Here is a 26374-nt window from a genome sequence, read left to right as displayed (position 1 = left end):
ATGTCTGTGTACGGATGTACGTGTGCGTGGGCTTGGGGGTGAAGGCTCGGGGGTGAGGGGCTAGACGCCGACGTAGTGCTCGGCGAACCAGTCCTGTTGGCTGCGCGAGGTGCGCAGCGAGGCGAGGCGGGTGCGGCGCAGGGAGTTGTGGAACAGCGACTCGCCGTCCGCGCCGGGCGGGCCGTGCAGCAGGCCGATCATCCAGTGCGAGAACTCCTGTGCACGCCAGATGTGTGTGAGGCAGCGTGCCGAGTAGGCGTCGAGGCCTTCGGGGTCGCCGACGGTGAGGTCCTCGATCAGGGCGTCGGCCAGAGCCGCCGCTTCGAGGACCGCGAGGTTGGCGCCCTTCGCGGCGGACGGGCTGATCAGACCGGCGGCGTCGCCCACGAGGAACAGCGCGCCGTGGCGCAGCGGTTCGAGCACATCGGACTCCAGGTCGACGACGGCCCGCTGCACGACGCGCCCGCGGCGCAGCGGGCCGTACTCCCGTGCCCGCATCCGCAGGTCCAGCTCGTCCCAGATCCTCTCCTCGGACCAGGCGTCCGCCGGGGTGCCGCGTTCGCACTGCAGGTAGTAGCGGGTGACCTCGCTGGTGCGGGCCATGTGCCCGGCGAATCCGCGCTCGTGCACCGCGTACCCGACGGCGTCCAGGCTGGGCGGCGCCTCGACGAGCAGGCCGAGCCAGGTCACGCCGTGGTCGCGGTGGTGGCGGAGCGTGCCGGCCGGCAGTGAACGCCGGGCCGCGCCGTGCCGCCCGTCGCAGCCGGCCACGTACCGTGCCCGCCACCGGCCGGTCCGCCCGTCGCTCTCACGCACGGCCACCTCGGGCCGCTCGCTGTCGGCGTGGTGCACGGCCACCGCCTCGGTGGCGAAACGGATCTGTCCGCCGCGTTCCAGGAAGCGCGTCAACAGGTCGGTCACCAGCTCCTGCTGGGGGTAGACGGTGTGCCGCTCCCCCTGCCCGAGCCCGCTGTAGTCCAGCCGGAACCGGCCGTCCTCGGTACGGAACTCGCAGGTGCTGTGGGGCTGTCCGTGCCGGTGCAGCCCCTCGGCGAGACCGTGCCGTTCCAGGGTCCGCACGGTGTTGGCTGCCAGGAACCCGGCACGTGCCCGCGTCTGCACCTGCGTGCGCGCGGACCGCTCCAGGAGGACGCAGTCGATCCCCCGGTCCACAAGGATGTTGCCGAGCACTAGCCCGGCCGGTCCTGCCCCGAGGACGACCACATCGGTCGCATGGTCGACCGGTCGTCGCCGGCTCTTCCCGTCTGTCACGGAACCTGATGCTAAGGAGCCAAAAATCCTTGATCACACAGAAGTCACCTGAATGCCAGGATCGAACGGCGAAGCGATCACTCCTCCGGCCAGCAGACCCGAGTCCTGCCGTGGCGGGGCGGAGGGGAGTTCGACGACAGGGTCCGGCGGTCTACGGCGTCCATGGTGGGCGTTCACGGGCCGGTGCGGTCCGCCACCGGGACGCCTCGCCCGCACCGGGGAGTCGGCGCCTCCCCGGCCACCTGCACCGAGACCCCGCACGCGCCGACCCGTGTCCGGACACGGCTCGCCCCACCACGACGGCCTCGGCGGACATCCGGCCTCCGCTCACCCGCGATCCGGTATCGCGTCCGCCTGCCTCACCGGACCGGGCAGTCTCCACCTCCAGGCCGCACAGCTGCCGTTGAGGTCGGCTCTCGGCGGTGGCCGCGGCCCCGCGCTCGGCACCCGCCGGTGCTCGAACACATCGGCGTGGCACCAGGGTTGATGCCACCACGCATCAGGGAGCAAGGGCCGTGCGCAGGGCGGTGGCCATCAGAGCGATGGCTTCCTTCCCTTCCGGCACCGGGCCGGTGTGGGTGAAGTAGTGGTCGACGCCCGGGAAGACACGGTGGGTGACGGACACCCCGGCGGCCTCCAGGGCTTTGGCGTAGGCGTCACCCTCGCCCCGGAGCCGGTCGTACTCCGCGGTGATGACCAGGGCGGGCGGCAGTCCGGCGAGGTCGTCGGCGAGTCCGGGTGAGACGAGAGGGTGGGAGAGGTCCGCGGGGTCGCGGACGTAGGCGGCGGTGAAGATCCGCATGAGCTGCGGCGTGAGCAGGGGCTTGGCGATGGGTGACTGCTTGGTCGCCGGGTCGGCGAGCTGGTCGAGCGGTGCCGAGTCGAGGATCTGGAGCCGGGGCGTGAAGGTGCCGCGGTCTCGGGCCGTGCGGCAGACCGCGGCCGTCAGGTTGGCGCCGGCGCTGTGTCCGCCGACGGCGAGTCGCGAGCCGTCCCAGTGGTGGGCGGCGCCGTTCTCGACGACCCAGGCCGTGACGTCGTACGCCTGGGTGACGGGGACGGGGAAGGGCCGTTGCGGAGAGACGGCGTAGTCCACGTTGATCACGACGCAGCCGGCCGTTGCGGCTATGTAGCGACAGAGGTGGTCGTCCTGCTCGGGGCGGGCGATCACGAAGCCGCCGCCGTGGAAGTTGACGTACACGGGGGCAGGCGTCTCGGGGGTGACCGACGGACGGTAGACGGTGCAGGTCACCGGCCCGGCACCCGTCTCCACCCGCAGGACTTCGGTCGTCTTGGGGATGTCGGTGAAGCGCAGATCCTTGTGCACGCGACTCATCACGCGCCCGAGCAGCAGCTGCACTCCCCTGGCCTTGACGCGGGGGCTGAACGGCATGACTCACCCATCCATCAGTACAAGGTTCAAATAACAGGTTTCCTGATAATGGACGCTTGTCTCGCCGCACGCAAGAGGGAGGCGCTGAAGACCTCCGGCACGTGGACCCTCCACTGTCGGGCCGAGGTCGCATGCCCTGTCCGGGTGCACCTGCCCGGCCCGGATCCGGGGTTTCGCTGAGCAGCCCGCGCCCATACGGTGGCCCGATGATGTCGATCAAGAAGTTCCAAGTCACCTTCGACTGCGCGGAACCCGAGCGCCTCGCTCGCTTCTGGTGTGAGGTGCTGGGGTACGTCGTGCCGCCGCCACCGGAAGGGTTTGCCACCTGGGACGATTTCAAGCACTCGCAGCCGCCGGAGCAGCAGGACGCCTGGTTCGCCTGCATCGACCCTTCCGGCGTGGGCCCACGGCTGTACTTTCAGCGCGTCCCCGAAGGGAAGGCCGCCAAGAACCGGTTGCATCTCGACGTGCGGGTCGGCACCGGACTCGTGGGTGAAGAGCGCCTCGCCGCACTTGAGGCCGAGTGCGCACGACTGGTCCCGCTCGGGGCGGTACACGTGCAAACGCTGTATGACGGCAATGATGCGTGCATCCCGATGCAGGACATCGAGGGCAACGAGTTCTGCATCGACTGAGGGACCGCGCACACGCCGCCCGAACATCGTCCGGGCTCGGTCCCCGGCGACACCACTCACCGCACCGGCAGGCGGCGATCAGGGTCACGGCGCCGTAGTTGACGTGGGAAATGAGGGCGTCACGTACCGGCCGGCGCCAGCACGATGTCGAAGGAGACCCGGGACCACGAGCCGTCCACCGCGTGACCGTCCGGCGTCGGGGAGCCGGGGGCCTGGCGTTCGAACCCTTTCACCAGGGACGACTTGACTCCGAACACCGTGTCCGAGTCGAGCAGTTCGTCGCCGCGGACGAAGATGTGGGTGACCAGCGTGCGCTGTCCTGCCGCGCTGACCATGAAGTGCAGATGCGAGGCCCGCATGGGGGATCGGCCGACGGCCGCCAGCATCTTGCCCACCGGGCCGTCATGGGGAATGGGATACGGGGTCGGTGTGACGCCCCAGAACGAGTAGCGTCCTTCGGCATCGGTGAACAGGTGGCCGCGTGCGGCGGTCCGGCCGTCGTCGTGCTGGACGTCGTAGAGGCCTTCCGCGTCGGCCTCCCAGACCTCGATGCGCGCACCGGCGACCGGGTGTCCGTCGCCGTCGGAGACGGTGCCCTCGACCCAGCACGGTTCGCCGGGAGCGCCGCCGGAGAGGGAGCCGCCGAGGGGGATCTCGGGGCTGTTCTCGACGAAGAACGGACCGAAGACGGTCGCCTCGGTCGCGTCGCCGTACGCCTCGTTGTTGATGCCGATGGTCTGCATGGAGAGGCCGAGTACGTCGGAGAGCAGGATGAACTCCTGACGCTTGTCGTCCGTGATGTGCCCGGCGGCGGTGAGGAACTCGATGCCCTTGGTCCACTCCCCCTCGGTCAGGCGCACCTCACGGGCGAAGGCGTGCAGGTGGTGCACGAGCGAGGTCATCAGCTGCTTGAGTCGCGGGTCGGAGCAGCCGTCGAACGAACGGACGACGCGCTCGACCAGGTCCGCCTCGCGACGCTCCTGTTCGGCGGAGACGCTGTCGGTCATCGGGGCTCTGCTCCTTCCCAGGCCGCGCGCAGCAGCCCGGTGATGTTGTCGGGGGTGACGGGGGCCGGATTGCTCGGTGGCACAGCGGCGAGGACCGCTTCCGCGGCGGGGGCGATGCCGGACTCCGGCATGCCGTAGTCGCGAAGAGCCCGGGGTGCATCGAGCCGAGCACGCAGTCGGGCGAGCCCGGCGGTCGCTGACTCGGCGTCGAAGGCGGCGGCGATACGCCGCTCGGCGTCCGGCGCCGCCGGCGCGTTGAAGGCGAGTACGTGAGGGAGGACGACGGCGTGGGTCTGGGCGTGCGGGAGGTCGAACATCCCGCCGAGGACGTGACAGATCTTGTGGTGGAGTCCCGATCCGGCCGAGGCGAACGCCACCGCGGAGAGGTAGGCGCCGTACAGGGCGTGTTCACGTCCGTCGAGGCCGCCCGGCTCGGCGGCGACCAGCGGCAGTCCGATGCGCAGGGCCCGGATCCCCTCGCCGGCCAGGGCCCGGTCGATCGGGTCGGCCCGTGGGGCCCACATCGAGTCGACGCAGTGCGCCAGGGCGTTGAGGCCGGAGGCCACACTCAGGTCGACCGGCAGGGTGAGCATGAGCGTCGCGTCGTAGACGATCGTTCGCGGGAGCACCCGGGGGTCGATGCCGGTGGTCTTCCGGCCGTGCTCGGTGAGTCCCCAGACGTTGGTGGCCTCCGAGCCCGCGTAGGTGGTCGGCACCGCGACGATGGGCAGACCGGTGGTGAGCGCCACGGCCTTGGCCAGGCCGGTCGTCGAGCCGCCGCCGATGCAGACGAGTGCGTCGGCGCGGTGGGCGGCGGCCTGTTCCCTGGCCCGCTCGGCGACCTGGACCGGCACGTGCATGGCCACCTCGTGGTGCCAGTGCGCCACGGGCAGCTGTGCGGCGATCCGGTGGGCGAGTTCGCGTTCGGCGTCCGCGGCGATCACCATGACCCGGGCCGCGCCGAGTTCCTTGATCTCGTCCGCGAGGTTCTGTGCCGCCGCGGCCGAGGCGAACCGCACGCGTTGGGCGAGGGTGTCGTGGTCGAACCGCATGCCGTTCACGCCTTTCCCAGGATCTGGCGCAGCGCCGTGCGCAGAGCGCCCTCGGGGTCCTCGGGCATGGTCATCGAGCGCCAGGCGATGTGCTTGTCGGGGCGCACCAGGACGACTCCGCTCTCGTCGACCTCGCGCAGCTTCGCCCAGTCGTAGTAGAGGTCGGTGACCTCCTGGCCCGGTCCTATGACAACGGCCTGGAGCGGAATCCCCAGCTCGTGCGCGACCTTGTCGGCCACCGAGGCCCACGCCTCGCCGGCGATGCCGGTGACCAGGGTGAAACGGTCGTAGGGGGCGAGGTCCATCATCGCCGTCCTGCGCATGGTGTCACCGACCCAGGCGTGCGGCAGGTGCGAGCCGGGCACGGTGGACATCTCGTAGTACAGGTCGGCGTCACGGCCGGGCGCGGGCAACGAAGATCCGTCGGAGACGACCGCGGCCGATTCGTAGTGCTGCCCGAGGTCCACTCCGTGGGCGTTGAACTCGTAGTTCTTCAGCTCCATCGCGGCGACGAGGGCGGCGCGCTTGGCCGCGCCCTCGGGTGTGTTGGCCTTGCGTTCCTCTATCGCCGCGACCATCTCCTCCTCCGTCGTGGCGTCGAGAAGTCCGAGCACCTCGAAGAACTGCACGAACTCCCGGCTGGACCGGTTCGCCCGTCGGACGATGCGCTCGGCGACCGGCGCCCGTTCGGCCGAGTAGGTGTCGAGCAGGCTCCGGTCGGCCTGACCGCGCAGCACGAGGGCGAGCTTCCAGGCCAGGTTGTAGGAGTCCTGGATCGAGGTGTTGGAGCCGAGACCGTTGCTCGGCGGATGCCGGTGGATCGCGTCCCCGGCACAGAAGACGCGGCCCTTCTGCAGGTGCTTGGCGTACATCTCGTTGTTGCCCCACAGGCTGGTGCCGGTGATCTCGACGTCGATGTCGGGCATGCCGAGGAGATCGCGCACGATCTGGGTCGCGGACGCCTCGTCGACGACGGGCGGCTCGTCGTCGATGTCGTAGCCCCAGACGATCAGCCACTCGTTCCACGGCCGCACCATGCGCACCAGGCCGGCCCCGATGCCTCCGACGTTCGCGCCCGGCTGGATCACCCAGTACAGGACCGAGGGCCGGTGACCGACGTAGCGCTCGATGTCAGCCTTGAACGTGATGTTCATCGACCCGGCGATGTCCATCGCGCCTTCGTACGGCAGGCCGATGTCCGCGGCGACCTTGGACCGGGCACCGTCGGCGCCGATCAGGTACTTGGCCCGGATGGTGTACTCCGCGCCGGTCAGCCGGTCCCGGGCCAGGACGTCGACGCCGTCCGCGTCCTGCGCGTGCGAGAGGTACTCCGTGGAGAACCGTGTCTGCGTGCCTCGCACGGTCGCGTTCTTGACCAGGATCGGTTCGAGATAGGTCTGCGGGATGTCCACCACGAGGCACGGCGACGCCAGTTGGTAGTCGGCCTCACGCGCCGGGTGGGTCCCCCAGGTGTGGATGCGTCCGATCTCCTCGCCCGCGATCGACGTACAGAAGACCGTGTCCCCGACCAGGTGGTGCGGCGTGGCATCGGCCAGGACCTGGTCCTCGATGCCCATGTCCCGGAAGATCTCCATCGCCCGCTGGTTGGTGATGTGGGCCCTCGGTGTGTTCGCCGTCCACCGGTACTTCGTGATCACCATGGTGTCGATGCCCAGCGTCGACAGGAACAACGCCGCCGACGCGCCTGCCGGTCCGGAGCCGACGATCAGGACGTCTGTCTCGACCACCGACGACGCGGGCGGACGGGTCTCGGGCTGGCCGTCGTCGAACACGGGCATGTTCCACACCTCTCCTCGTCCCGGACCGGGGCACCGGGCCGGTGCGTACGAGTGTCCGCGCTCACACCCGGGCCGGCCCGACGATCCGGGCCCGGATGGCGGAAATGAGCATCGCGGGACGCGACCGGTCAGGCGGATCCGGCACGGACCGCTCCGGCGGTGATGCCGAACCGCTCGCGGAAGGTGCGGGAGAAGTACGCGGCCGATGTGAAGCCGCACCGTGCGGCCACGTCCGATGTGCGCGGGCCTCCGGCCGGATCGGAGACCAGCATGCTGTACGCCGCGTCCAGCCGGCGCGCCAGGATGTGCCCGGGCACGCTGGTGCCGACGGCCGCGAACAGACGCGACAGGTGTCGCTCGCTGATACCCGTGCCGGACGCGATGTCGGCCGCGCGGAGCATCGGATCGGTGAAGTGCTCCTCGATGAACGTCCGGGCGGCCGCTCTGTGTGCCACGGGGAGGCCGACGTGGCCGGAGGCCGCGAGCACCGATACGAGTTCGACGACGGTCTGCTCGTCCGCCGGCACCGGGCGATCCCGGCGGACCGCCCGTGCCGTGAGCCGGGCCAGGGCCCGGCCGTGCGGGTTCTCGCCGGGGCCCACGTCGATGACGACGGGCGCGGGTACGGACGCCAGGCCGGTGAGCGCGGACAGCGCCGAACGGGGAACCTTCACGGCCAGTTCCTCCAGCCCGCGGCCGAACCCGCGGAGGAAGGGCCGGTCGGCATCGCAGACCAGGAGCTGACCGGGCCGCAGCACCCGACGGTGTCCGTCCTGCTCGAAGAGCGCCTCTCCCCTGAGGGCCATATAGACGGCGATCGCCTCCGTGGGCTTGGCCTCGACCAGCTCGGCGGAGCGCTCGACCACGTGCCGCGTGCCCCGCACCCGGGCGAGGTGGACCCGCTCAAGCTGGAGGTTCACCTCCACGGCCGCGAACGACCGGGCCACCGGCGGCCGACAGGTCAGGGCGATCAGGGACTCCGCGTTGTGCCGCTCCCAGAGCTCCACCTGACGGTCCGCCTCGATGTGCTCGGTGGCGAAACGATGGGCTGTGGGAATTCTGACGGCGCTGGTCATGCTGCACCTGCCTGCTCCATACCGATGCCCTCACCGTGTGCGTCCGGGGCACGTGTGGGCCAAGGCTCGGAACGGTACCGCCGGGTTCCCGGCTCCGTAAGACGGGCGGTGCACCTCGACGACCGGGGCGGCCCGTGCGCGTGTGGCGCACCGGCCGCCACCCCCTTCAGCGGGCCGCCTACTGCTGCCCGGTACCGCTCGTTCCGCTGTGGCCGCCGTGCCGGCCCAAGGGTGACGGTCTCGGTCTGGGCGAGCGGACGTGGACGACCCTGTCGAGGCGGAGGCCCTGTACCGGTTCCGGGACCGGGGCGACACCGTGGCCGGCCGCGGCGAAGACGACGAGGGGGCGGTCTCGCCCACCTCCGTCAACGGCGAGGGTACGAATCCGGCCCGGGCGCGCAGGCGGCGAGGCCCCGGTCGTGCAGGGAGGGGTGGACGACGAAGGGTTCGTCGGCGAGTTCCGCGAGGGCGGCCCGGCTCCGGTCGGCCGGCCGGTGACCGGCGGGAAGGGCGGTCACCCGTCGTTCGGCCCGCGGGGCGGTGAGGTTCGGGCCGCCGTTCGGCAGGGCATCGGAGCGCAGGGGTCAGAGTGAGGCCCCGGCGCACTGGACGAGTTGCTGCCCGGTGATCGCTCCGCCGTCCGGGCCGAGGAGGAACGCGGTCAGGCCGGCGACCTCGTCGGGAGAGACGAACCGGCCGAGGGGCGGGTGGGCCGGGGGCGTGCGGGCGCGGCCGGGGTCGGAGAGCATCGGAGTGTCCGTCGGGCCGGGGGCGATCACGTTGACGGTGATGCCACGGACGGCCAGTTCCGCGGCCCAGGAGCGCGCGAGCGCGGGCAGGGCCGCCTTGGTCGCGGCGTACTGGCTCTTGCCGGGTACACCGGTCGCGGTACGGCTGCCGACGAGGACCACGCGGGCACCGTCGGGCAGCCGGTCGGCGAACGTGTCGACGAGGATCGTGGCGGCCTGGACGTGGACCCGCCACATCAACTCGCCGTCGTCGGCGGACAGTTCGCCCAGTGGCGCCGAGCGCTGGAGCCCGGCGGCGTGCACGATGGCGTCGGGGGCGGGTACGCGGTCGAGGACGTGGACCAGTTCGGTGGGCTCGGCCAGATCCGCCGGGAGCCAGGTCAGCCCCGGCGCGGGTACCGGACGGCGGCGGCTGATCCCGGTGACCCGCCATCCCTCCCGCAACAGACGGCCACTGATCGCCTCGCCGATTCCCGAACTGACCCCGGTGACCAGAGCGTGCCGTGTCTCAGTCATGGCGCACCCGCCCGGCCCGCGTCCCCGCGTGCCCGGTGCTCTGTGTCGAGGTCATGAAGGCGACGTCCTGTGCTCCGGCTCGTGGGAAGCCGTCACCTCGGTCAGCACCACCTCGACGCCGCGTCCGCGCAACTCGGCCACGATCGACGGGTCGGCGCCGTCGTCGGTGATCAGGGTCCAGTCGGCCGGGAGCTTCGCCCAGGCGTGGAAGGGGCGGCGGCCGAGCTTCGCCGCATGCGCGAGGACGTACACATGGTCGGCGCGGCGGGCCATCAGTTCCTTCAGCCGCGTCTGGCGCAGGTCGGCCTCGCAGATGCCGTGCTCGGGCGAGATGCCGTCGGTACCGAGGAAGACCCGGTCGAAGGTCATCCGTTCCAGTGCGGCCTCGGTCAGTGGACCGACGAAGCCCTGGCTCAGCGGTCGCAGCGTGCCGCCGAGACACTCGACGTGCACCGTCTCGACGTCGGAGAGCTCCTGCAGGGCCGTCAGTCCCGTGGTCGCGACCGTCAGTTCCTTCGCGGAGCGCAGTTCGTGGGCGAGGGCGCCCACGGTCGATCCGGCGTCCAGCAGCACCGTCTCACCGGCGCGCACCTCGATGGCGGCGCGCCGTGCGATGGCCCGCTTCGCGTCGAACGCCTCGCCCGTACGCTGCCTCAGTGATGCCTCGGGATGGGCGGTCAGCGCCATGGCGCCGCCATAGGTCCGAGCCAGCCGGCCGTCGGCGGTCAGCTTGGCGAGGTCGCGGCGGATGGTGGAGGGCGTGACACCGAAGCGTCGCGACAACTCCTCCACGCTGGTGAGGCCGGTCGTGGTGGCCACGTACAGGATCCGTTCGCGCCGGGCCTTGGATCCGAGGGGAGACATCTGTCGTGGAGTCCTTCTCTGCGCGGACTGGGGGCGGCGGTCTCAGCGGGCCGCTGTGGACGACATCTCGGCTGCCTGGCGCACGGCCTCCACCATGCTACCCGGGTCGGCCACGCCCTTGCCCGCGATGTCGAAGGCCGTTCCGTGGTCCACCGAGGTACGGATGACGGGCAGTCCCACGGTCAGGTTGACGCCCGTCTCGATGCCCAACACCTTGACCGGGCCGTGCCCCTGGTCGTGATACATCGCGACGATCAGGTCGTAGTCGCCGCGCCCGGCGAGGAAGAAGGCCGTGTCGGCCGGGAGGGGGCCGCGGGCGTCGATGCCGTCCGTGCGCAGCACGTCGAGGGCGGGGACGATCTTCTCCTCCTCCTCGCCATAGCCGAACAGCCCGTTCTCACCCGCGTGCGGGTTGATGCCGCAGACGCCGATCACCGGTTTCGCGACGCCGGCCCGCACCATCGCGTCGTGACCGCGGCGCACCGTGCGCTCGACCAGGCCCGGCTCGATGCGCCGTACGGCGTCGATCAGGCCGATGTGGGTGGTGACGTGAATGACCTTCACCCGGGGCGTCGACAGCATCATCGACACCTCCTCCACGCCGGTGAGGTGGGCCAGCAACTCGGTGTGGCCCGGGTAGAGATGCCCGGCCAGGTGCAGGGCCTCCTTGTTGAGGGGCGCGGTGCAGATGCCGTGCACGGCGCCGCTCATCGCGAGGTCCGCGGCCACCCGTACGTACTGGTAGGCGCCCTCGCCGGCGAGGGCGGACAGTTCGCCCCAGGACAGGTCGGCGGGGAGCAGGTCCAGGTCCACGACGTTGACGCGTCCCAGCGGGAACTCGGCCTCGCCCGGGGCGCCCACGGAGACGATGTCGCAGTCGACGCCCAGGATCGCGGCGGCCTGCCGCAGCCGCCCGGCATCACCGACGACGACGGGACGGCAGCGGGCGAGGGTGTCCGGGTGCAGCAGCGCCGGGACGATCACCTCGGGGCCGATGCCGGCGCCGTCTCCCATGGTCACCGCGATGAGCGGGAGCGAACGGTCATTGTCGGCGGTCGGGATCGCGTTCACCGAGAGGTCTCCTTGTGGTGGGCGGTGGGGAGGTCCGGCCGGAGCGCCGTGGCGATCCGCAGCAGGGAATCGGTGTCGCCGAAGCTGCCGGGCCGGGTGACGACATGGCGTCCGTCGGGCGTGCGGGTGTGGACGGCGCCATGGTGGATCTGGCCGAGCGGCGCCAGGTGCGGAACGGCGAGCGCGTCGAGGACGCGGCGGGCGGTCTCACCACCCGTCAGGACGAGGTCGGCGTCGCCCGCACGGTCGGCGGCGAGGCGAGCGAGTGCGGACACCAGACGGCGTGCCGATCCGGGCCGGATGCCTGGGCCGCTGTCGATGCTGAGGACGGTGACATCCCCTGACGTTCCGTCACATGAACGCGGTGCGTTCGGAAGTGACAGCGCGTCGGAGTTGACGACGTCGGAGTCCAGGACGTCGGGATGCACGGATACATGGCGGGCGCCGCGCTCCGTGAGTTGCGCGATCTGCGCAGGCGCGGAGGGATCGGCGGTGCCGACGACGATCAGGAGGGGCCGTCGCCGGCGTCCCCCGGCCGGAGCGGCAGCCGCTGATCCCGCCGTGGTCGCGGCCGGGGTCCCGTCGGTGCGCCTCAGCAGGCGGCCGACCGCCGCGGCGAGGCCGCTCGTGCCCGTCAGGCGGACGCCGGGCCCGCAGGCGAGCGCCGCCTCGGCGATCAGGTCCAGGTCGGTGTCCGTCTCGGCGTCGCACACCGGGAGGTGTCCGGCACCGACCGCCGCGCGCAGCACGGCGGTCAACGCGTCGCCCCGTACCGCCGCCAGCGGGACGAGCGTCGTACGGGCACCCCCGAGCGCGGCGGAGATCGACGGCGGGGGCGCGGTGCTCTCCGCCCGCCAGGCGTCCGTGGTGTGCAGGGGGACGCCGTCGAGACGGACGACACCGTCGCGGACCGTGCGGCCGAGGGCCGGTAGGGCGGTGGCGACGACGACGCCCCGGGCGCCTTCGGCGCAGGCGGCCGTCTCGGCAGCGAGGTTGCCCCGCAGCAGTGAGTCGGCCTTCTTCAGCACCAGAACGTCCGAGGGGACGGTTCGCAGCGCCTCGCGTACGCGCCGGGCCGCGTCGGCCGGGGGCAGGCACCGGCAGTCGAGGTCGACGACGACGGCCTCGCCGCAGGCGTGCGGGTCCAAGGACGCCGGACCGAGCACGATCCGGCCCGGCGCGCCGAGCGCCACCGCGGTCTCCGCCGCCCCGGACAGGTCGTCGGCGAGGGCCAGGACCCGTCGCGGCGCCGTCTCCTCGCGGAGGGGGGAGGGAGAGGGGAAGGGCACGTCATCCTCCTGGACCTGTGGGCGAAGGGTGGGGCACGCGGGGCGGTCTCGGTGCTCGATAATGACACAGCTTGCGTGATCTGCGCGAGACCTCTTGCGTGATTCGCGCAACCATGGAACGGTTTCCGGCGCGACAGAAACCGACGGCGTCCTGCGGGACGGGACGCCGTCCCGAGCCGGTCGCCGCACAAGAAACCCCGAGAGGTCGACGATGACCCGAACTCCACCGAGTGAGACGCCCAGCCGTCGCGCCCTGCTGCGCTGGGGCGCCGCGGGCGGGGCCGGTCTCGCTCTCTCCCCGCTGGCCGCCTGCGCCGGACCCACCGGCGCCCCCGGCCCCGGCACCCTCACACTCGGGCTGAACCGCTCGCTGGTCAGCCTGGACAACAAGCTCAACCAGTTCGACGCGGCGGTGACCGTGCAGCGGGCCGTGCGTCAGGCCCTCACGGCCATCGGTCCGGACATGCGACTCGTACCGGTCCTCGCCGACCGGTTCGAGATGACCGCGCCGACCACATGGAGCGTCCGCCTGCGCGACGGGATCCGCTACTCCGACGGCCGACCCGTGACCGTCGACGACGTGGCCACCGCGGTGCGGATGTACGCGGACGTCGCCGGCTCGTTCATCCTCGGCCTCTTCCCCGAACTCCCCGACGTCGAGGCCACGGGCGCACGCACCTTCCGGCTCCACACCCGCGAGCCGGTGCCCGTCCTGGACCGGCTGATGTCCAACATCCTCATCACCCCGGCGAAGGACAACCGGCCCGAGGAACTGCGCTCCGGCGTCGGCACCGGCCCCTACCGGGTGGCCGGCGCCAACAGCGGCGCGGGCGAGTACACCCTGGCCCGCGTCCCGGACTACTGGGGCGGGCGGCCGCCCGTCGAACGGGTCCGGGTCCGCTTCGTACCTGAGGAGTCGAGCCGGGTCGTCGCCCTGCGCAGCGGCGAACTGGACGTCATCGACACCATCACCCCCGACTCCGCCGAACAGCTCACCGGGCTGCCCGGCGTGCGTCTGGAGCGGACCGCCGGCGTGCGGATCTGCCAGCTCTTCTACAACTTCCGCAAGCCGCGCGGGCATCCACTGGCCGACGCCCGGGTGCGCCGGGCCCTGACGTATGCCATCGACGGCGAGTCCCTCGTCCGGGACGTGCTCACCGACTCGGCCGAGCAGGCCCGGGGAGTCGTCCCGCTCAGCCTCCAGGGCGCCGAACGCACCGGCCGCTACGCCCACGACCCGGCACGGGCACGGCAGTTGCTCAATTCTTTGGGCGCCGACGGGCTGCGGATCAAAATCATCTGGGAGTCGGGCGAGTTCGCGGCGGACGCCTCCGTGATGGAGGCCGTCGCGGAGATGTTGAAGGAGGTCGGTGTGCGCGCCACCCTGCAGCAGTTCGAGCCCGGCGGCGACATCCTCAAGTGGCGCCAGGGCAAGGGCGGCGACTGGGACGTCATCGGCAACGGCTTCCCCGGCCCCACCGGCCAGGCCGTCACCATGCTGCAGGCGATGTACGCGGGCACGGCCGAGGACGAGCGCACCGGTGACGCGTTCATGGGCTACGTCGTCCCGAGCATCGCCCGGCAGTTGTCCGACGCGGCCACCGAGACCGACCCCGCCACCCGTGACCGCAAGCTGGCCACCGCCCAGCACGCCGTCTGGGACACCTGGCCCGCCCTGTGGGCCTTCGTGCCGAAGACCTTGCTCGCCCGCCGCGCCCGCGTCGACGGCATCCGGCTGCTGCCGGTCAACTCCTACGACCTCACCGCCGTACGGCTGGAGGGCTGAGCCGTGACCAAGTACCTCGCCCGCCGTCTCGGCCAGAGCCTGCTGACCGTCTTCCTGACCCTCTCGACGGTCTTCGTGCTGGTCAGGCTCGCACCCGGCGACCCCGCCTCCGCATACGCGCCGCCGAGCGCCACCAGCGCCGACCTGGAGCGGATCCGCGCCCAGTTCGGCCTCGACAAACCCTTGGTCACCCAGTACGGGATCTTCCTGCGCGACCTGCTGAGCGGCGATCTCGGCACCAGCTTCTCCTTCCACGACTCCGCCCTGAGCGTGGTCCTGGACCGCATGCCGTACACGATCACGCTCTCCGTCGCGGCGATCGCCGTCACCGTGGCCGTCGCGGTCCCGCTGGGGGTGTGGATGGCCCGCCGCGCCGACACCTCGCGCGAACTCGGCGCCAACGTCCTGACCATCACCGGACAGTCCATGCCGGACTTCTGGACCGGCGTGATGCTGCTGACCGTCTTCGCCGTGCTGCTGCCGGTGCTGCCCGCCTCCGGCTTCACCTCCTGGAGCGGCCTGGTCCTGCCGACCGTCACCATCGCCATCCTCCAACTCGCCCTCGTCTCACGGCTCGTACGCCGCGAGATGACCACGGCACTCGCCTCGCCGTACATCACCGTGGCCCGCTCGCGCGGTGTCTCCGAACGGGCCCTCACCTGGCGGTACGCCCTCGCCAACTCGTCCGTCCCGCTGGTCACCGCGGTCGGCACCCGCTTCGCGGCACTGCTCAACGGCGTGGTGGTGGTCGAGGTCGTCTTCGGCTGGCCCGGCGTCGGTTCCCTCGTCGTCCGTGCCCTGGAGACCCGCGACTACCCGCTCATCCAGGCGACCGTCCTGGTCACGGCGACCCTCGCCATCCTCGTCCAGCTCCTCGTCGACCTCGCCTACCCGCTCCTCGACCCGCGGGTCCGACTCGGAAAGGCGGCCTGACCATGTCCGCCACGCTCACCCCGTCCGCCGCCGGCGCCCGGCCCAGTGCCGTCACCGCCGGGCAGCTGGCCCGCGCCACCGCCACCAGGCAGCGGCGCAGCGCCCGCTTCAAGCTGTGGGCGGGAGCCCTGTGCACCGCGCTGGTCGCCCTGCCGGTGGCTCTCGCCAGCCTGCTGCCGCTGCCGGACCCGGACGCCCAGAACCTCGCGGGGCGCCGGGTGCCGCCACTCACCGACGGGCACCTGTTCGGCACCGACCAGCTCGGACGCGACCTGCTCTCCCGCATCCTGCACGGCGGCCAGGTGTCGCTGACCGTGGGCGTCCTCGCCGTCGTCGTCTCCGGGCTCATCGGGATCGCCGCGGGCTCGGCGGCCGGCTACTTCGGGGGCTGGATCGACACGTCCGTCAGCCGTCTCCTCGAAGCCCAGCTGGCGCTGCCCCTGCTGATGATGCTGCTGCTCGTCGTCGCCCTGTTCGGCCCGTCGGTCACCGTCATCACCTGTGTGATCGCGATCGCCCAGTGGCCGGAGGTGGCCCGGCTGACCCGCTCCCTGGTCCTCGTCGAACGCGAGAAACCCTATGTGGCGGCCGCCCGTCTGCTCGGGATGCGCAGCTGGTCCGTCCTGGGACGGCACATCATCCCCAACATCCTGCGCCCCGCGAGCCTGGTGGTCCTGCTGCTGCTCGCCCAGGCCGTGCTCCTGGAGAGCGCCCTCAGCTTCCTGGGCGCGGGCCCCCAGCGGCCGTTCGCCACCTGGGGCCGCATCATCTCCGACGGCCAGGACTACATCACCACCTCCTGGTGGCTGGTCACACTCCCCGGCCTGGTCATCGCCCTCCTCGTGGTCGGCGTCAACCTCATGGGCGACGGCCTGCGCGACCGCATCCGTACGACCAAGCCCGCGAAGGGAGCCTGAGCCATGACCAGCGACACCCCGCCGGCCTCCGGCGCCCTGCTGGACGTCGAGGACCTCCAGATCGAACTGGTCACCCGCCGTGGCGTGGTCCGTGCCGTCGACGGCGTGAGTTTCACCGTCCGACGCGGCGAGACCGTCACCCTCATCGGGGAGTCCGGCTCCGGCAAGTCCACCACGGCGATGGGCGTGCTGCGGCTGCTGCCCGAAGGACTCGCCGTCCTGTCCGGCACCGCCCGCATCGGCGGCGAGGACGTCGTCACCGACCCCGGGGCGGCCCGGCGGGCACGCGGCCGTACCGTGTCCCTCATCCCCCAGGAACCCATGACGGCGCTCAGCCCCGTCCACACCGTCGGACGGCAGCTCGGCGAGGCCCTGCGGCTGCGGCACCCCGGCCTGTCCCGGGCCGAGGCCCGCGAGCGCGGCACCCACCTGCTGGACCAGGTACGGATCAGCAGGCCCGAAACGCGCTGGAAGGCCTACCCGCACCAGTTCTCCGGCGGCATGCTCCAGCGCATCCTCATCGCCGTCGCACTGGCCGCCGAACCCCAGCTGCTGGTCGCCGACGAACCCACCTCCGCCCTGGACGCCACCGTCCAGGCCAGCGTCCTCGATCTCCTGATGGACCTTCAGGAACGCACCGGCGTGGGCATGTTGATGATCACCCACGACCTCGGCGTCGCCCGGCTGGTGTCCGACCGCATCCACGTCATGAAGGAGGGCCGGTTCGTCGAGTCGGGGCCGGCCCAGCAGATCGTCGAGCGTCCCGCACACCCGTACACCGGGAAACTCCTCGCGGCCGTCCCGAGCCTCGGGCCCTGGGACGAGGACGGGCCGGACGACCACACCGCCCGGCCCGAGCAGGAAGGCAGGGCCACCCGATGAGCCAGGCAGCAGTGACACCGGACGCGTCCGACACGGCCGACGCATCGACGTTTCTCGCCGTCGAGGACCTCGTCGTCGACTACCCCACGCCGGCCGGCCCCGTGCGCGCCGTCGACCACGTCAGCTTCAGCGTGCCCCGCGGCGGCTCACTCGCCGTCGTCGGCGAGTCGGGCAGCGGCAAGTCGACCATCGCCTGCGCGATCGTACGGCTGCTCAAGCCCGCCTCCGGGCGGATCGTGCTGGACGGCACCGACCTCGCCGCGCTGCCCGAGCGGCGCCTGAGGCCACTGCGGCGCCGCGTCCAGATGGTCTTCCAGGACCCCTACGGATCCCTCGCCCCGCACCTGACCGCCCTGGAGATCGTGGCCGAACCGCTGCGCGTCGCGGGCCTGAAGGACAAGGCCGAGCGGCGCCGCCGCGCCACCTCACTGCTCGACCGGGTAGGACTGCCGGCCACGGCACTCGAACGACGGCCCGCCGAGTTCTCCGGCGGACAGCGCCAGCGCATCGCCATCGCCCGCGCCCTGGCCTCCGAACCCGACCTGCTGGTGTGCGACGAGGCCACCTCGGCCCTCGACGTGTCCGTGCAGGCCCAGGTCCTCGATCTGCTGCGCGACCTGCGGGAGGAGACCGGCATCACGTACATCGTCATCGCCCACCACCTCGGCGTGGTGCGCGAGATCAGCACCGACGTCGTCGTCCTGAAGGCGGGGCGGGTCGTCGAGCGCGGCCCTACCGCCGACGTCCTCGCCGGCCCCGCCGAGCCCTACACCCGCGCGCTGCGCCGCGCCGCCCTCGACCCCACGGCGATACGGGGACTCAAACCCCGCACCCGGGCGGCCTCGACCACCGCCTCTCAGGAGCCGAGCCCGCCCCACACCCCCCTGACCACCCCACCGGAAGGAACCGGCAAGTGACCACCGGCATCGAACTGCCGAACGTACCCGTGCCCCTGTCCCGGCTCGTCCTGGGCACCATGACGTTCGGCGACACCGTCGACCTGGCCGGCGCCGCGGACATGCTCGCGACGGCGCTGGAAGCCGGTATCACAGGCGTGGACACCGCGAACGGCTACGCCGGCGGCGAGAGCGAACGCATCCTCGCCGAGCTGCTCCCCGCCCACCGCGACCGGATCGTGCTCGCCACCAAGGCCGGTATCCCGCACCCCGACCAGGGGGAGCACGCCCCGCTGTCCGCCCCCGGCCTGCGGGCCGCCCTGGAAGGCAGCCTCAAGCGACTCGGCACCGACCGCGTCGACCTGTTCTATCTGCACCAGCCCGACCGGGCCACACCCCTGGCCGAAACCCTCGCCACCGTCGCCGAGTTCGTCGCCGAGGGGAAGGTCCTCGCGCTCGGCGTCTCCAACCACGCCGCCTGGCAGATCGCCGAACTGGTGCGCGTCGCCGACGAGGTGGGTGCCCCACGCCCGGTCGTCGCCCAGCAGTTGCACAATCTGCTCGCCCGCCGGATCGAGGAGGAGTATGTCGAGTACGCCGCCGTCACAGGTCTGCGCACCATGGTCTACAACCCGCTCGGCGGCGGCCTCCTCACCGGACGGCACAGCTACGACAAGGCCCCCGAGGGGGGACGGTTCGCCGACTCCCGGCTCGCGGACATGTACCGGCAGCGCTACTGGGATCCGCGCCTGTTCGCCGCGGTCGCCGAACTGGCCCGTATCGCCGAGGAGTTCGGTGTCCCGCTCGCCGAACTGGCCCTGCGCTGGCTGCTCGACCGGCACTCCACCGACGCCCTGCTGCTCGGCGGTTCCCGGACCGGGCACCTGCGCGCCAACCTCACCGCCGCGCAGGCCGGACCGCTGCCCCCCGACGTGAGCGCCGCCTGCGACGAGGTCGGTGCCGGCCTGCGCGGCCCCATGCCCGCCTACAACCGCTGAGCCCGCACGCGCCTTCGACGCCCCCGCCCCGCCTCCCGCGAAGGAACACCTGCTCATGACCCCCGCAGAGTTCACCGCCGCCCTGCGCGCCCGCGAGCAACTGCTCGGCTACTGGTGCCTGATGGACGCGCCCGTGGCCACCGAACGCATCGCCCGCCTCGGTTACGACTACGTCGCCCTGGACGCCCAGCACGGTCTGTTCGGCTACTCCGGCATGCTCAACAACCTCCTCGCGATCGACAGCCGGGGCTCCACGGCCGTCGGCCTGGTCCGGGTGGAGGCCAACGACCCGGCCCCGATCGGCCGGGCTCTCGACGCGGGCGCGACCGGAGTGATCGTGCCGCTGGTCGACACGGCCGCGCAGGCCGCCGAGGCCGTGGCCGCGGTCCGTTACCCACCCCTCGGCCGGCGCTCCTACGGCCCGATGCGCTCGGCGCTGCGGATCGGCCCCGACCCGGCCGACACGCACGACACCACGGTCGTCCTGGCCATGATCGAGACGGCCGAAGGACTCGCCGACGTCGAGGCGATCTGCGCGACGCCGGGCCTGGACGGCGTCTACGTCGGCCCCTCCGACCTGCGGATCGCCCTCGGCGGCGCCTCGTCCACGGACCCGGCCCTGGCCGATGCCTTCGAGGCCGCGCTCGGCACCGTACGCGAGGCGGCGGCGGCCGCCGGACTCGCCGCGGGCATCCACAACCCGGACGGCGCGAGCGCCGCCAAGCGGCTCGCCGAAGGCTTCACGTTCGCGACCGTCGCCTGCGACCTGGTGCACCTGGAACAGACGGCGCGCCAGCACCTGACCGCTGCCCGGACCCCTGGAGAGGCACTGTGATCAACCGACTCCTCGACGGCTTCGACCGCACCGACACCACGCTGCCCGCACCGACCGTGCAGAGCCACGCCGCCAACCTCACCGTGCTGCCCGGCGGAGACCTGGGCTGCGTCTGGTTCGGCGGCACGCAGGAGGGCATGGCGGACATCAGCGTGTGGTTCTCCCGGCTCACGCCCGGCACCACGACATGGACGGAGCCCGTCCGCCTCTCGGACGACCCGGCACGCTCCGAGCAGAACCCCGTGCTCTTCCCCCTGCCCTCGGGCGCCCTGTGGCTGCTGCACACCGCCCAGCGAGGCGGCGACCAGGACACCGCCGAGGTACGGCTGCGGGTCAGCCACGACCACGGCACGACCTGGGAGGAGACCCGCACCCTGTTCCCCGCCACCCCGGGCTTCGGCGGCGTCTTCGTCCGCCAGCCACCCGTCGTCCTGCCCACCGGCCGGCTGCTGCTGCCCGTCTTCCGATGCCGGACGGCCCCCGGTGAGAAGTGGTCGGGCGACCTCGACACCAGCGCCGTCATGATCAGCGACGACGGCGGCGAAACCTGGTCCGAACAGCCCGTGCCCGGCTCCACGGGCCTGGTCCACATGAACGTCCACCGGCTGCCGGACGGCTCCCTGCTCGCCCTCTACCGCAGTCGGCGCGCCGACGCCGTGCACCGGTCCGTGTCGCTGGACGACGGCGGCACCTGGAGCGAGCCGCAGCCGCTGGGCCTGCCGAACAACAACTCCTCGATCCAGTACGTCCCGTTGGCAGACGGCCGCCTGGCCCTCGTCTACAACCACAGCAGCGCCGCCGACGCCACCGCCCGCCGCGTCTCCCTCTACGACGAGATCGACGACACGGGTTCACTCGCCGACGACAAGGACCCCGACGGCTCGGTGACGACGGCGGTACGGCAGACCCCCTCGACCGCGTTCTGGGGTGCCCCGCGCGCGCCGCTCAGCCTCGCCCTCTCGTCCGACGGCGGCCTCAGCTGGCCGCTGCGCGCCGACCTCGCGACCGGCGACGGCCACTGCCTCACCAACAACTCCCGCGACGGCCTCAACCGCGAACTGTCCTATCCCTCGATAGCGCAGACACCGGACGGCGCCCTCCACATCGCCTACACCCACCACCGGAAGGTCATCCGCCACATCAGGCTCGGCCCGAAGAGCGCGAGGTGAGTGAGTGACTGACCACTCCGACCGGTCGAACCCGATGGACCTCAGGAGTCTTCTCCCCGCGCGAGAGCTCGATTCGTGTGCCCCTTGATACACGGAGCACGGGTGCGCTTCGTTGGCGGGTGCCGCCGCCACCGGCACACACTGAGGTGGTGGCACGGCCGGGCGGCGACGTCTCGCTCAGATCACTCACGGCCCCGTCAGGCCCGCAGCGCAAAGCCGAGAGCCGCGTCAACCCCCTCTCGCGATCGAGCAGGACACCTCCTGCCCCTGTGGTCCCGCGCCGAACGAGGAGCACGAGCGCAGCTGTTCGGGTCAGGTGCGCTGGGCGAGCCCGCCCGCGACGTCCACGGCGATCTCGATCGCCCGTGCCGCGAGTGGGGAGTGCGTGCGATGCGCCTGCCACAGCAGGAAGATCTCGCGTGGCGGGAGTCCCGGTTTGAGCTCGTGGACGCGCAGTGACGCATCGGAGCCGATGTCACTGCTGTGGACGGCGAGTTGGGGCAGGATCGCCGAACCCAGGCCTGCGCGCACCATCGACAGGACGGTTTCGTTGCCCGCCGTGCGGCACACGAAGTGCGGTCGCACGCCACGGCGTGCGAGGGCCTGCTCCATCCGGGCCTGGTCACAGATCGGCGGGTGCGCCACCATCGGTACCCCGTCGAGTCGGTCCGGGCTCACCGGACCGTCGGGGAAGGTGCCGGGCCTGGCCACCAACAGGTAGGGATCGTCGAGAAGTTTGCGGCATTCGACATCGCCGTCGACGCGGCCGTCGAAGAACATCAGGTCGAGCTCCTGGACTTGCGGCTGGTCGGTCTCCTCCTCGAAGAGTCTGATGTCGCAGCCGGGGTGCTCCTCCCGAAGCCTGCGTACGACCGGCGGCAGGATCGCGTTGGACACGCTCTGGAAGGTGCCGATGTCGACCCGGCCGTCCCCTGCCTTGAACCGGTCGACGGCTGCCGCCATCGCCTGGGCCTTCGACAGCAGCTCGCGTCCGTGTGCCAGCACCACCGCGCCAAGTGGCGTGATCCGTACCGGTTTCGGCCCGCCCGGCCGGTCGAACACGGCACCGCCGACGGCCCTCTCCAGTGCCGCGATCTGCTGGCTCACCGTCGACTGGGTGTACCCGAGCCGCACGGCGGCCCGCCCGAACGAGCCCTCGTCGGCCACGGCGGCCAACGTGGCGAGATGCCGCAGTTCAACGTCGGACATGGGCCTACTCTAGCCTTTTACATCGCAGAAACCGATCGACTTCATCAGAAAGTATCGCTTTTCCCGATGGACTGTCGGGTCTAGCGTGATGTTCATGACGACCCCCCTTTCGCACGGCGAGAAGCTTGTCGGGATCAACGACGTCGAGCTGTGCTTCGAGACCTTCGGAAACCCCGCCCACCCTCCGATTCTGCTCATCGACGGTGCGACCGCCTCGATGCTGTGGTGGGAGACCGAACTGTGTGAACAGATCGCGCGCGGCGGCCGGTTCGTGATCCGCTACGACAACCGGGACACCGGCAGATCCACCAGCTACCCGCCCGGGCGGCCGGGCTACAGGTACACCGACCTGGCCGGAGACGCGCTCCGCATCCTGGACGCCCTGAACGTCGAGCGCGCACACATCGTCTGCCGGTCCATGTCCGGCGGAATCGGGCACATCATCGGAGTGGACCACCCCGACCGGGTGAAGTCACTGACGTTCGTCTCCACCTCCACGGGCGAGGACGGGCTCCCGCCGTCGTCGCAGGAGCTGACCAGCACCATCCCCGCCGATCCGGACCCCGCCGATTCCGGCGCGGTGGTGGACTTCGTCGTCGCCTCGGCGAGAGCGTGCTCGGGCGGCTCGCCCTACTTCGACGAGAGGGCCACGCGTGCGCTGGTCGAGCGGGACGTGGCCCGCACACGCGACATCGCGTCCACCCTCGTCAACCACTACGCGATGTCCTTCGACGGGTCGTCCCGCGACTTCGCCTCCCTCAAGGCGCCGACCCTGGTGGTGCACGGCGACCACGACCCGGTGTTCCCCCTCCCCCACGGACATGCGCTGCGCGACGCGATTCCCGGCGCGTCGCTGCTGGTCCTGGAAGGCGCCGGACACGACCTGCCGAAGCCGCTGTGGGACGTGTTCGTCCCGGCGCTGCTACGGCACACCGAAGGCGGCCGGCCGTGACCCGGTTGCGGTCGGCGCTCTGGCTGCCGATCTTCGACGGTCTCGCCGACCCGGCGGTGGTCGCACGTCTGGCCGCCGAGGCGGAGGAAGCCGGCTGGCACGGCGTGTTCGTGTGGGACCACCTGCGCTGGCGGGCGCCGGTCCGACGGGTGGCCGACCCGTGGATCACACTGACCGCGATCGCCACCGCCACCGAACGCCTCCGGTTCGGCCCCATGGTCACCCCTCTCGCCCGCCGCCGGCCGGCCAAGGTCGCCAGGGAAACCGCGACGCTGGACCGGCTCGGCGGCGGCCGTCTCACCCTCGGCGTCGGTCTCGGCAGCGACCGCTTCGCCCACGAACTGTCCGCCACCGGCGAGGAACTCGATGATCGGCAGCGCGGCGAGATGCTCGACGAGTCACTGGAGATCCTCACCGCCGCATGGTCCGGAACGCCGGTGCGCCATCACGGCCGGCACTACACCGTCGACGGCATCTCCTTCCTGCCCAGACCGGTTCAGCGCCCGGGCGTGCCGGTGTGGGCCGCGGGACTTCCCGGCAACGTCAAACCGCTGCGCCGCGCCGCCCGGCACGAGGGCTTCGTCCCGGTCAACCTCCAGCACCCGGACCAGCTCGCCGACGTCGTCACCACCCTCACTGGTCTTCGCAGGCGACAGACGACCCCGTACGACATCGCCGTCCCCCTCCCACCCGGCGCCGATCCGGCGCCCTACGCCAAGGCGGGCGCCACCTGGTGGCTCGCGGAGTTCGAACCGGAAACCGTGACGCTGGACGAGGTGCGGGGCGTACTCCGCGACGGCCCCGCAGACGTCGGCAGCGAGAGGATCAGGTGACGATGATGTCCGAACAGTCCAAGCCGTTCGACTACGACGCGGAACTGCGCCTGCACAACGCACTCTTCCGCGCCGCTGCCCGCGTCGGCTCTGACGACCGTGTCCTCGACATCGGCTGTGGCACGGGCCAGTCCACACGTGAGGCCGCCCGCGCCGCCGTCAACGGAAGCGCGGTAGGCGTCGATGTCTCCGCCCCCATGCTCGAACGGGCCCGTCGGCTCAGCGAGGACCAAGGGCCGGCCAACGTCACCTTCCAGCAGGCGGACGCCCAGGTGCACCGCTTTCCACCGACGCGCTTCGACCTCTGTATCAGCAGGTTCGGCACGATGTTCTTCGCCGACCCGGTCGCCGCGTTCACCAACATCGGGCGGGCACTGCGCCCCGGGGCGCGCCTGGTACTGCTGGTCTGGCAAGAGCGCGACCGCAACGAGTGGGCCACCGCGATCCGCCGGGCCCTCACGACGGCATCGGCCCCGCCCCTCGGTCCGGACGCGTTCTCACTCGCCGACCCGACCGTCACGGAGGGCATCCTGACGGCGGCCGGCTTCGAGGAGGTCGGTTTCACCGACGTGCACGAGCCCGTGTACTACGGCCCGGACAGCTACACCGCCTTCGACGCCGTCCTCCGCCTGTGGGAATCCAAAGACCTGCTGGCCGGCCTCGACGCCGCGGCGGCCGAGCACGCACGCACCCGGCTCCGCACCACCCTCGACGCCCACACCACCGGCAGCGGCGTGTACTTCGACTCGCGCGCCTGGATCGTCACCGCCCGCCGCCGTCCCTGACCACCACCGCTCCGCCGCTACCGCCGGGATGCTGACACACTCGACGACGATTGCCGCCGGGGGTCAGCCGTCCACGACGGGATGCCGTCCGACGCTCCCAGCGGGCACGCGGACACCTCGCGACAGCCCGAGACCGAAGGAAGAGGGCGAGGGGGCTGTCGATCAGCGGGCACGAGACTCATGGGGCGGACTTCGGCCCGCCGCCGCTACGGACGTGCGCCCTGACCCGTGAGGCCGGGCGGGCAAGGAAGCTCCTGGCCGCCGCAGAGTGGCGCCCCGCCGCGGCGGACTCCGAGGCGGCAGCGGCCGTCCTGGACCGTCTCGCGGCCCCGCTCCCGGCCCGGCGGGCAGCGACCGCACGCACATCGGCCACGGACCGGGACCGAAAACCCGGTGCCCGACACAGCGTCCGGCACCGTGAGACAGGCGTGAAACCCATGGTGACGTTCAAGGCTCGCTTCGAAACCGTCAGGCGTCGAGCGCGTCGATCAGGGCCTTGGTGACGTCCTCCGTGGTGGCCGTGCCGCCGACGTCGTGGGTGAGGACGCCCGCGGCGGTCGTGGCCTCGATCGCCTTGTTGAGGCGGGCCGCCTGGTCGGGCGGGCCGAAGTGCTCCAGCATCAGCGCGGCGCTGCCGACCGCGCCGATCGGGTTGGCCAGTCCCTGGCCCGCGATGTCCGGGGCGGAGCCGTGGACCGGTTCGAACATGCTGGGGAAGCGGCGCTCGGGGTTGAGGTTGGCGCTCGCCGCCAGCCCCAGACTGCCGGCCAGGGCGCTGCCGAGGTCGGAGAGGATGTCGGCGTTCAGGTTGGAGGCGACGACGACCGAGAGGTCCTCGGGGCGCAGGACGAACTTCGCCGACATGGCGTCCACGAGCACGCTTTCGGTCTCGACGTCCGGGTAGTCGGCGGCGACGCGCTTGAAGACGTCGTCCCACAGGACCATGCCGTACTGCTGGGCATTGCTCTTGGTGACGGAGGAGACCTTCTTGACCGCCCGGGTGCGGGCCAGGTCGAAGGCGAAGCGCATGATGCGTTCGCAGCCGACCTCGGTGAACAAGGCCGACTGGACGGCGACTTCACCGCCGTGTCCGCGCGCGGAGAGGTTGCGGCCGCCGAGGCCGGCGTACTCACCCTCGATGTTCTCGCGGACGACGACCCAGTCGAGCTCGGTGTCGTCGGCCTTGCGCAACGGGCTGACGACACCCGGGAGGAAGTGCACGGGGCGGACGTTGGCCCACTGGTCGAAGTTCTGGCAGATCTTCAGGCGCAGGCCCCACAGGGTGACGTGGTCGGGGACGGTGGGCCAACCGACCGCGCCGAAGTAGATCGCGTCGAAGTCCTTGAGCCGCTCCAGGCCGTCGTCATCGATCATCTTGCCGGTGCGGGTGGGCCGTGGGCTCGATGGGTGCGACCACGGCACCGCACGGCGGGCCAGCCGGGTCCAGGAGGAGGGC

At 71.6% G+C, this 26374-nt stretch carries 24 protein-coding genes; 12 read left to right on the top strand and 12 right to left on the bottom strand.

Annotation, left to right across the window (positions count from 1 at the left end; genetic code table 11):
* Positions 1–60 precede the first annotated feature (60 nt).
* Positions 61–1224, bottom strand: coding sequence for a 4-hydroxybenzoate 3-monooxygenase (locus ACZ5VD_RS31630; protein WP_468684194.1), 1164 nt, complete (start codon positions 1222–1224; stop codon positions 61–63).
* 547 nt (positions 1225–1771) lie between these two features.
* A complete protein-coding gene (locus ACZ5VD_RS31625; RefSeq protein WP_468684130.1) occupies positions 1772–2665 on the bottom strand; it encodes an alpha/beta hydrolase in 894 nt (297 codons plus the stop codon).
* A gap of 206 nt (positions 2666–2871) precedes the next feature.
* On the opposite strand from ACZ5VD_RS31625, the gene ACZ5VD_RS31620 reads away from it, so the two are divergent.
* A complete protein-coding gene (locus ACZ5VD_RS31620) occupies positions 2872–3300 on the top strand; it encodes a VOC family protein (protein ID WP_468684129.1) in 429 nt (142 codons plus the stop codon).
* 119 nt (positions 3301–3419) lie between these two features.
* On the opposite strand, the gene ACZ5VD_RS31615 is transcribed toward ACZ5VD_RS31620, so the two are convergent.
* The 8 genes from ACZ5VD_RS31615 to ACZ5VD_RS31580 all read right to left on the bottom strand — a co-directional run bounded on the left by ACZ5VD_RS31615 (position 3420) and on the right by ACZ5VD_RS31580 (position 12723).
* Positions 3420–4307 carry an intradiol ring-cleavage dioxygenase gene (locus ACZ5VD_RS31615; protein ID WP_468684127.1) on the bottom strand — a complete coding sequence of 296 codons (888 nt, stop codon included), beginning with the start codon at positions 4305–4307 and terminating at the stop codon, positions 3420–3422.
* Positions 4304–5359: a maleylacetate reductase gene (locus ACZ5VD_RS31610; RefSeq protein ID WP_468684126.1), complete on the bottom strand. Its 1056-nt coding sequence runs from the start codon at positions 5357–5359 to the stop codon at positions 4304–4306. Before ACZ5VD_RS31610 ends, ACZ5VD_RS31615 begins: the two co-directional genes overlap by 4 nt.
* A 5-nt stretch (positions 5360–5364) precedes the next feature.
* Positions 5365–7158 carry an FAD-dependent oxidoreductase gene (locus tag ACZ5VD_RS31605; RefSeq protein ID WP_468684125.1) on the bottom strand — a complete coding sequence of 598 codons (1794 nt, stop codon included), beginning with the start codon at positions 7156–7158 and terminating at the stop codon, positions 5365–5367.
* Between the two features lie 128 nt (positions 7159–7286).
* On the bottom strand, positions 7287–8234 hold the full coding sequence (locus tag ACZ5VD_RS31600) for a helix-turn-helix domain-containing protein (RefSeq protein ID WP_468684124.1): 948 nt from the start codon (positions 8232–8234) through the stop codon (positions 7287–7289).
* A 584-nt stretch (positions 8235–8818) separates the two neighbouring features.
* Entirely contained in the window at positions 8819–9499 is a 681-nt protein-coding gene (locus ACZ5VD_RS31595) for an SDR family NAD(P)-dependent oxidoreductase (protein WP_468684123.1), read from the bottom strand.
* 51 nt (positions 9500–9550) lie between these two features.
* Entirely contained in the window at positions 9551–10363 is an 813-nt protein-coding gene (locus ACZ5VD_RS31590) for a DeoR/GlpR family DNA-binding transcription regulator (protein ID WP_468684121.1), read from the bottom strand.
* Positions 10364–10405: 42 nt separating this feature from the next.
* Positions 10406–11434, bottom strand: coding sequence for a 4-hydroxythreonine-4-phosphate dehydrogenase PdxA (gene pdxA / locus ACZ5VD_RS31585; protein ID WP_468684120.1), 1029 nt, complete (start codon positions 11432–11434; stop codon positions 10406–10408).
* Entirely contained in the window at positions 11431–12723 is a 1293-nt protein-coding gene (locus ACZ5VD_RS31580; protein WP_468684118.1) for a four-carbon acid sugar kinase family protein, read from the bottom strand. Before ACZ5VD_RS31580 ends, pdxA begins: the two co-directional genes overlap by 4 nt.
* Positions 12724–12934: 211 nt before the next feature.
* Between ACZ5VD_RS31580 and ACZ5VD_RS31575 the strand changes: the two genes are divergently transcribed.
* The 8 genes from ACZ5VD_RS31575 to ACZ5VD_RS31540 are packed head-to-tail and all read left to right on the top strand — an operon-like array spanning position 12935 to position 21139.
* A complete protein-coding gene (locus ACZ5VD_RS31575) occupies positions 12935–14509 on the top strand; it encodes an ABC transporter substrate-binding protein (protein ID WP_468684115.1) in 1575 nt (524 codons plus the stop codon).
* 3 nt (positions 14510–14512) lie between these two features.
* The gene (locus ACZ5VD_RS31570) at positions 14513–15442 is read left to right on the top strand and encodes an ABC transporter permease (protein ID WP_468684113.1); all 930 of its coding nucleotides are present in this window, start codon (positions 14513–14515) and stop codon (positions 15440–15442) included.
* 2 nt (positions 15443–15444) lie between these two features.
* Entirely contained in the window at positions 15445–16359 is a 915-nt protein-coding gene (locus ACZ5VD_RS31565) for an ABC transporter permease (RefSeq protein WP_468684112.1), read from the top strand.
* A 3-nt stretch (positions 16360–16362) separates the two neighbouring features.
* Complete coding sequence (locus ACZ5VD_RS31560) at positions 16363–17241, top strand: ABC transporter ATP-binding protein (RefSeq protein WP_468684111.1); 879 nt, start codon at positions 16363–16365, stop codon at positions 17239–17241.
* Complete coding sequence (locus tag ACZ5VD_RS31555) at positions 17238–18158, top strand: ABC transporter ATP-binding protein (protein ID WP_468684110.1); 921 nt, start codon at positions 17238–17240, stop codon at positions 18156–18158. Before ACZ5VD_RS31560 ends, ACZ5VD_RS31555 begins: the two co-directional genes overlap by 4 nt.
* Entirely contained in the window at positions 18155–19135 is a 981-nt protein-coding gene (locus ACZ5VD_RS31550; protein WP_468684109.1) for an aldo/keto reductase, read from the top strand. The genes ACZ5VD_RS31555 and ACZ5VD_RS31550 overlap by 4 nt, the downstream gene beginning before the upstream one ends.
* A 55-nt stretch (positions 19136–19190) precedes the next feature.
* Complete coding sequence (locus tag ACZ5VD_RS31545) at positions 19191–19970, top strand: HpcH/HpaI aldolase family protein (protein ID WP_468684108.1); 780 nt, start codon at positions 19191–19193, stop codon at positions 19968–19970.
* A complete protein-coding gene (locus ACZ5VD_RS31540) occupies positions 19967–21139 on the top strand; it encodes a sialidase family protein (RefSeq protein ID WP_468684106.1) in 1173 nt (390 codons plus the stop codon). Before ACZ5VD_RS31545 ends, ACZ5VD_RS31540 begins: the two co-directional genes overlap by 4 nt.
* Positions 21140–21451: 312 nt before the next feature.
* Here ACZ5VD_RS31540 and ACZ5VD_RS31535 read toward each other — a convergent pair whose 3' ends face one another.
* Complete coding sequence (locus tag ACZ5VD_RS31535; protein WP_468684105.1) at positions 21452–22348, bottom strand: LysR family transcriptional regulator; 897 nt, start codon at positions 22346–22348, stop codon at positions 21452–21454.
* A gap of 94 nt (positions 22349–22442) precedes the next feature.
* Here ACZ5VD_RS31535 and ACZ5VD_RS31530 point away from each other — a divergent pair, with 94 nt between their 5' ends.
* From ACZ5VD_RS31530 to ACZ5VD_RS31520, 3 genes are read left to right on the top strand one after another with little or no spacing between them, the layout of a single operon-like run.
* Entirely contained in the window at positions 22443–23300 is an 858-nt protein-coding gene (locus tag ACZ5VD_RS31530) for an alpha/beta fold hydrolase (protein ID WP_468684104.1), read from the top strand.
* Positions 23297–24133, top strand: a complete 837-nt coding sequence (locus ACZ5VD_RS31525; protein ID WP_468684102.1) for an LLM class flavin-dependent oxidoreductase — start codon at positions 23297–23299, stop codon at positions 24131–24133. The genes ACZ5VD_RS31530 and ACZ5VD_RS31525 overlap by 4 nt, the downstream gene beginning before the upstream one ends.
* 2 nt (positions 24134–24135) lie before the next feature.
* Positions 24136–24918 (top strand): class I SAM-dependent methyltransferase, encoded by a 783-nt coding sequence (locus ACZ5VD_RS31520; RefSeq protein ID WP_468684101.1) that lies wholly within the window; start codon positions 24136–24138, stop codon positions 24916–24918.
* A 468-nt stretch (positions 24919–25386) separates the two neighbouring features.
* Here the strand turns inward: ACZ5VD_RS31520 and ACZ5VD_RS31515 are convergent, their stop codons facing one another.
* Positions 25387–26292, bottom strand: a complete 906-nt coding sequence (locus tag ACZ5VD_RS31515) for an isocitrate/isopropylmalate family dehydrogenase (protein WP_468684099.1) — start codon at positions 26290–26292, stop codon at positions 25387–25389.
* Positions 26293–26374: the final 82 nt, after the last annotated feature.

This window comes from Streptomyces sp. NPDC032822, assembly GCF_055578825.1.
The sequence above is the reverse complement of the archived record's forward strand: the minus strand, read 5'-3'. Positions and strand labels throughout refer to the sequence as shown.

Coding starts and splice junctions, on each gene's coding strand:
- ACZ5VD_RS31555 (WP_468684110.1), top strand. CDS start 17,238: ATGAGCCAGGCAGCAGTGACACCGGACGCGTCCGACACGGCCGACGCA.
- ACZ5VD_RS31590 (WP_468684121.1), bottom strand. CDS start 10,363: ATGTCTCCCCTCGGATCCAAGGCCCGGCGCGAACGGATCCTGTACGTG.
- ACZ5VD_RS31620 (WP_468684129.1), top strand. CDS start 2,872: ATGATGTCGATCAAGAAGTTCCAAGTCACCTTCGACTGCGCGGAACCC.
- ACZ5VD_RS31515 (WP_468684099.1), bottom strand. CDS start 26,292: ATGATCGATGACGACGGCCTGGAGCGGCTCAAGGACTTCGACGCGATC.
- ACZ5VD_RS31560 (WP_468684111.1), top strand. CDS start 16,363: ATGACCAGCGACACCCCGCCGGCCTCCGGCGCCCTGCTGGACGTCGAG.
- ACZ5VD_RS31595 (WP_468684123.1), bottom strand. CDS start 9,499: ATGACTGAGACACGGCACGCTCTGGTCACCGGGGTCAGTTCGGGAATC.
- ACZ5VD_RS31545 (WP_468684108.1), top strand. CDS start 19,191: ATGACCCCCGCAGAGTTCACCGCCGCCCTGCGCGCCCGCGAGCAACTG.
- ACZ5VD_RS31615 (WP_468684127.1), bottom strand. CDS start 4,307: ATGACCGACAGCGTCTCCGCCGAACAGGAGCGTCGCGAGGCGGACCTG.
- ACZ5VD_RS31520 (WP_468684101.1), top strand. CDS start 24,136: ATGATGTCCGAACAGTCCAAGCCGTTCGACTACGACGCGGAACTGCGC.
- ACZ5VD_RS31565 (WP_468684112.1), top strand. CDS start 15,445: ATGTCCGCCACGCTCACCCCGTCCGCCGCCGGCGCCCGGCCCAGTGCC.
- ACZ5VD_RS31625 (WP_468684130.1), bottom strand. CDS start 2,665: ATGCCGTTCAGCCCCCGCGTCAAGGCCAGGGGAGTGCAGCTGCTGCTC.
- ACZ5VD_RS31605 (WP_468684125.1), bottom strand. CDS start 7,158: ATGCCCGTGTTCGACGACGGCCAGCCCGAGACCCGTCCGCCCGCGTCG.
- ACZ5VD_RS31575 (WP_468684115.1), top strand. CDS start 12,935: ATGACCCGAACTCCACCGAGTGAGACGCCCAGCCGTCGCGCCCTGCTG.
- ACZ5VD_RS31600 (WP_468684124.1), bottom strand. CDS start 8,234: ATGACCAGCGCCGTCAGAATTCCCACAGCCCATCGTTTCGCCACCGAG.
- ACZ5VD_RS31610 (WP_468684126.1), bottom strand. CDS start 5,359: ATGCGGTTCGACCACGACACCCTCGCCCAACGCGTGCGGTTCGCCTCG.
- ACZ5VD_RS31530 (WP_468684104.1), top strand. CDS start 22,443: ATGACGACCCCCCTTTCGCACGGCGAGAAGCTTGTCGGGATCAACGAC.
- ACZ5VD_RS31535 (WP_468684105.1), bottom strand. CDS start 22,348: ATGTCCGACGTTGAACTGCGGCATCTCGCCACGTTGGCCGCCGTGGCC.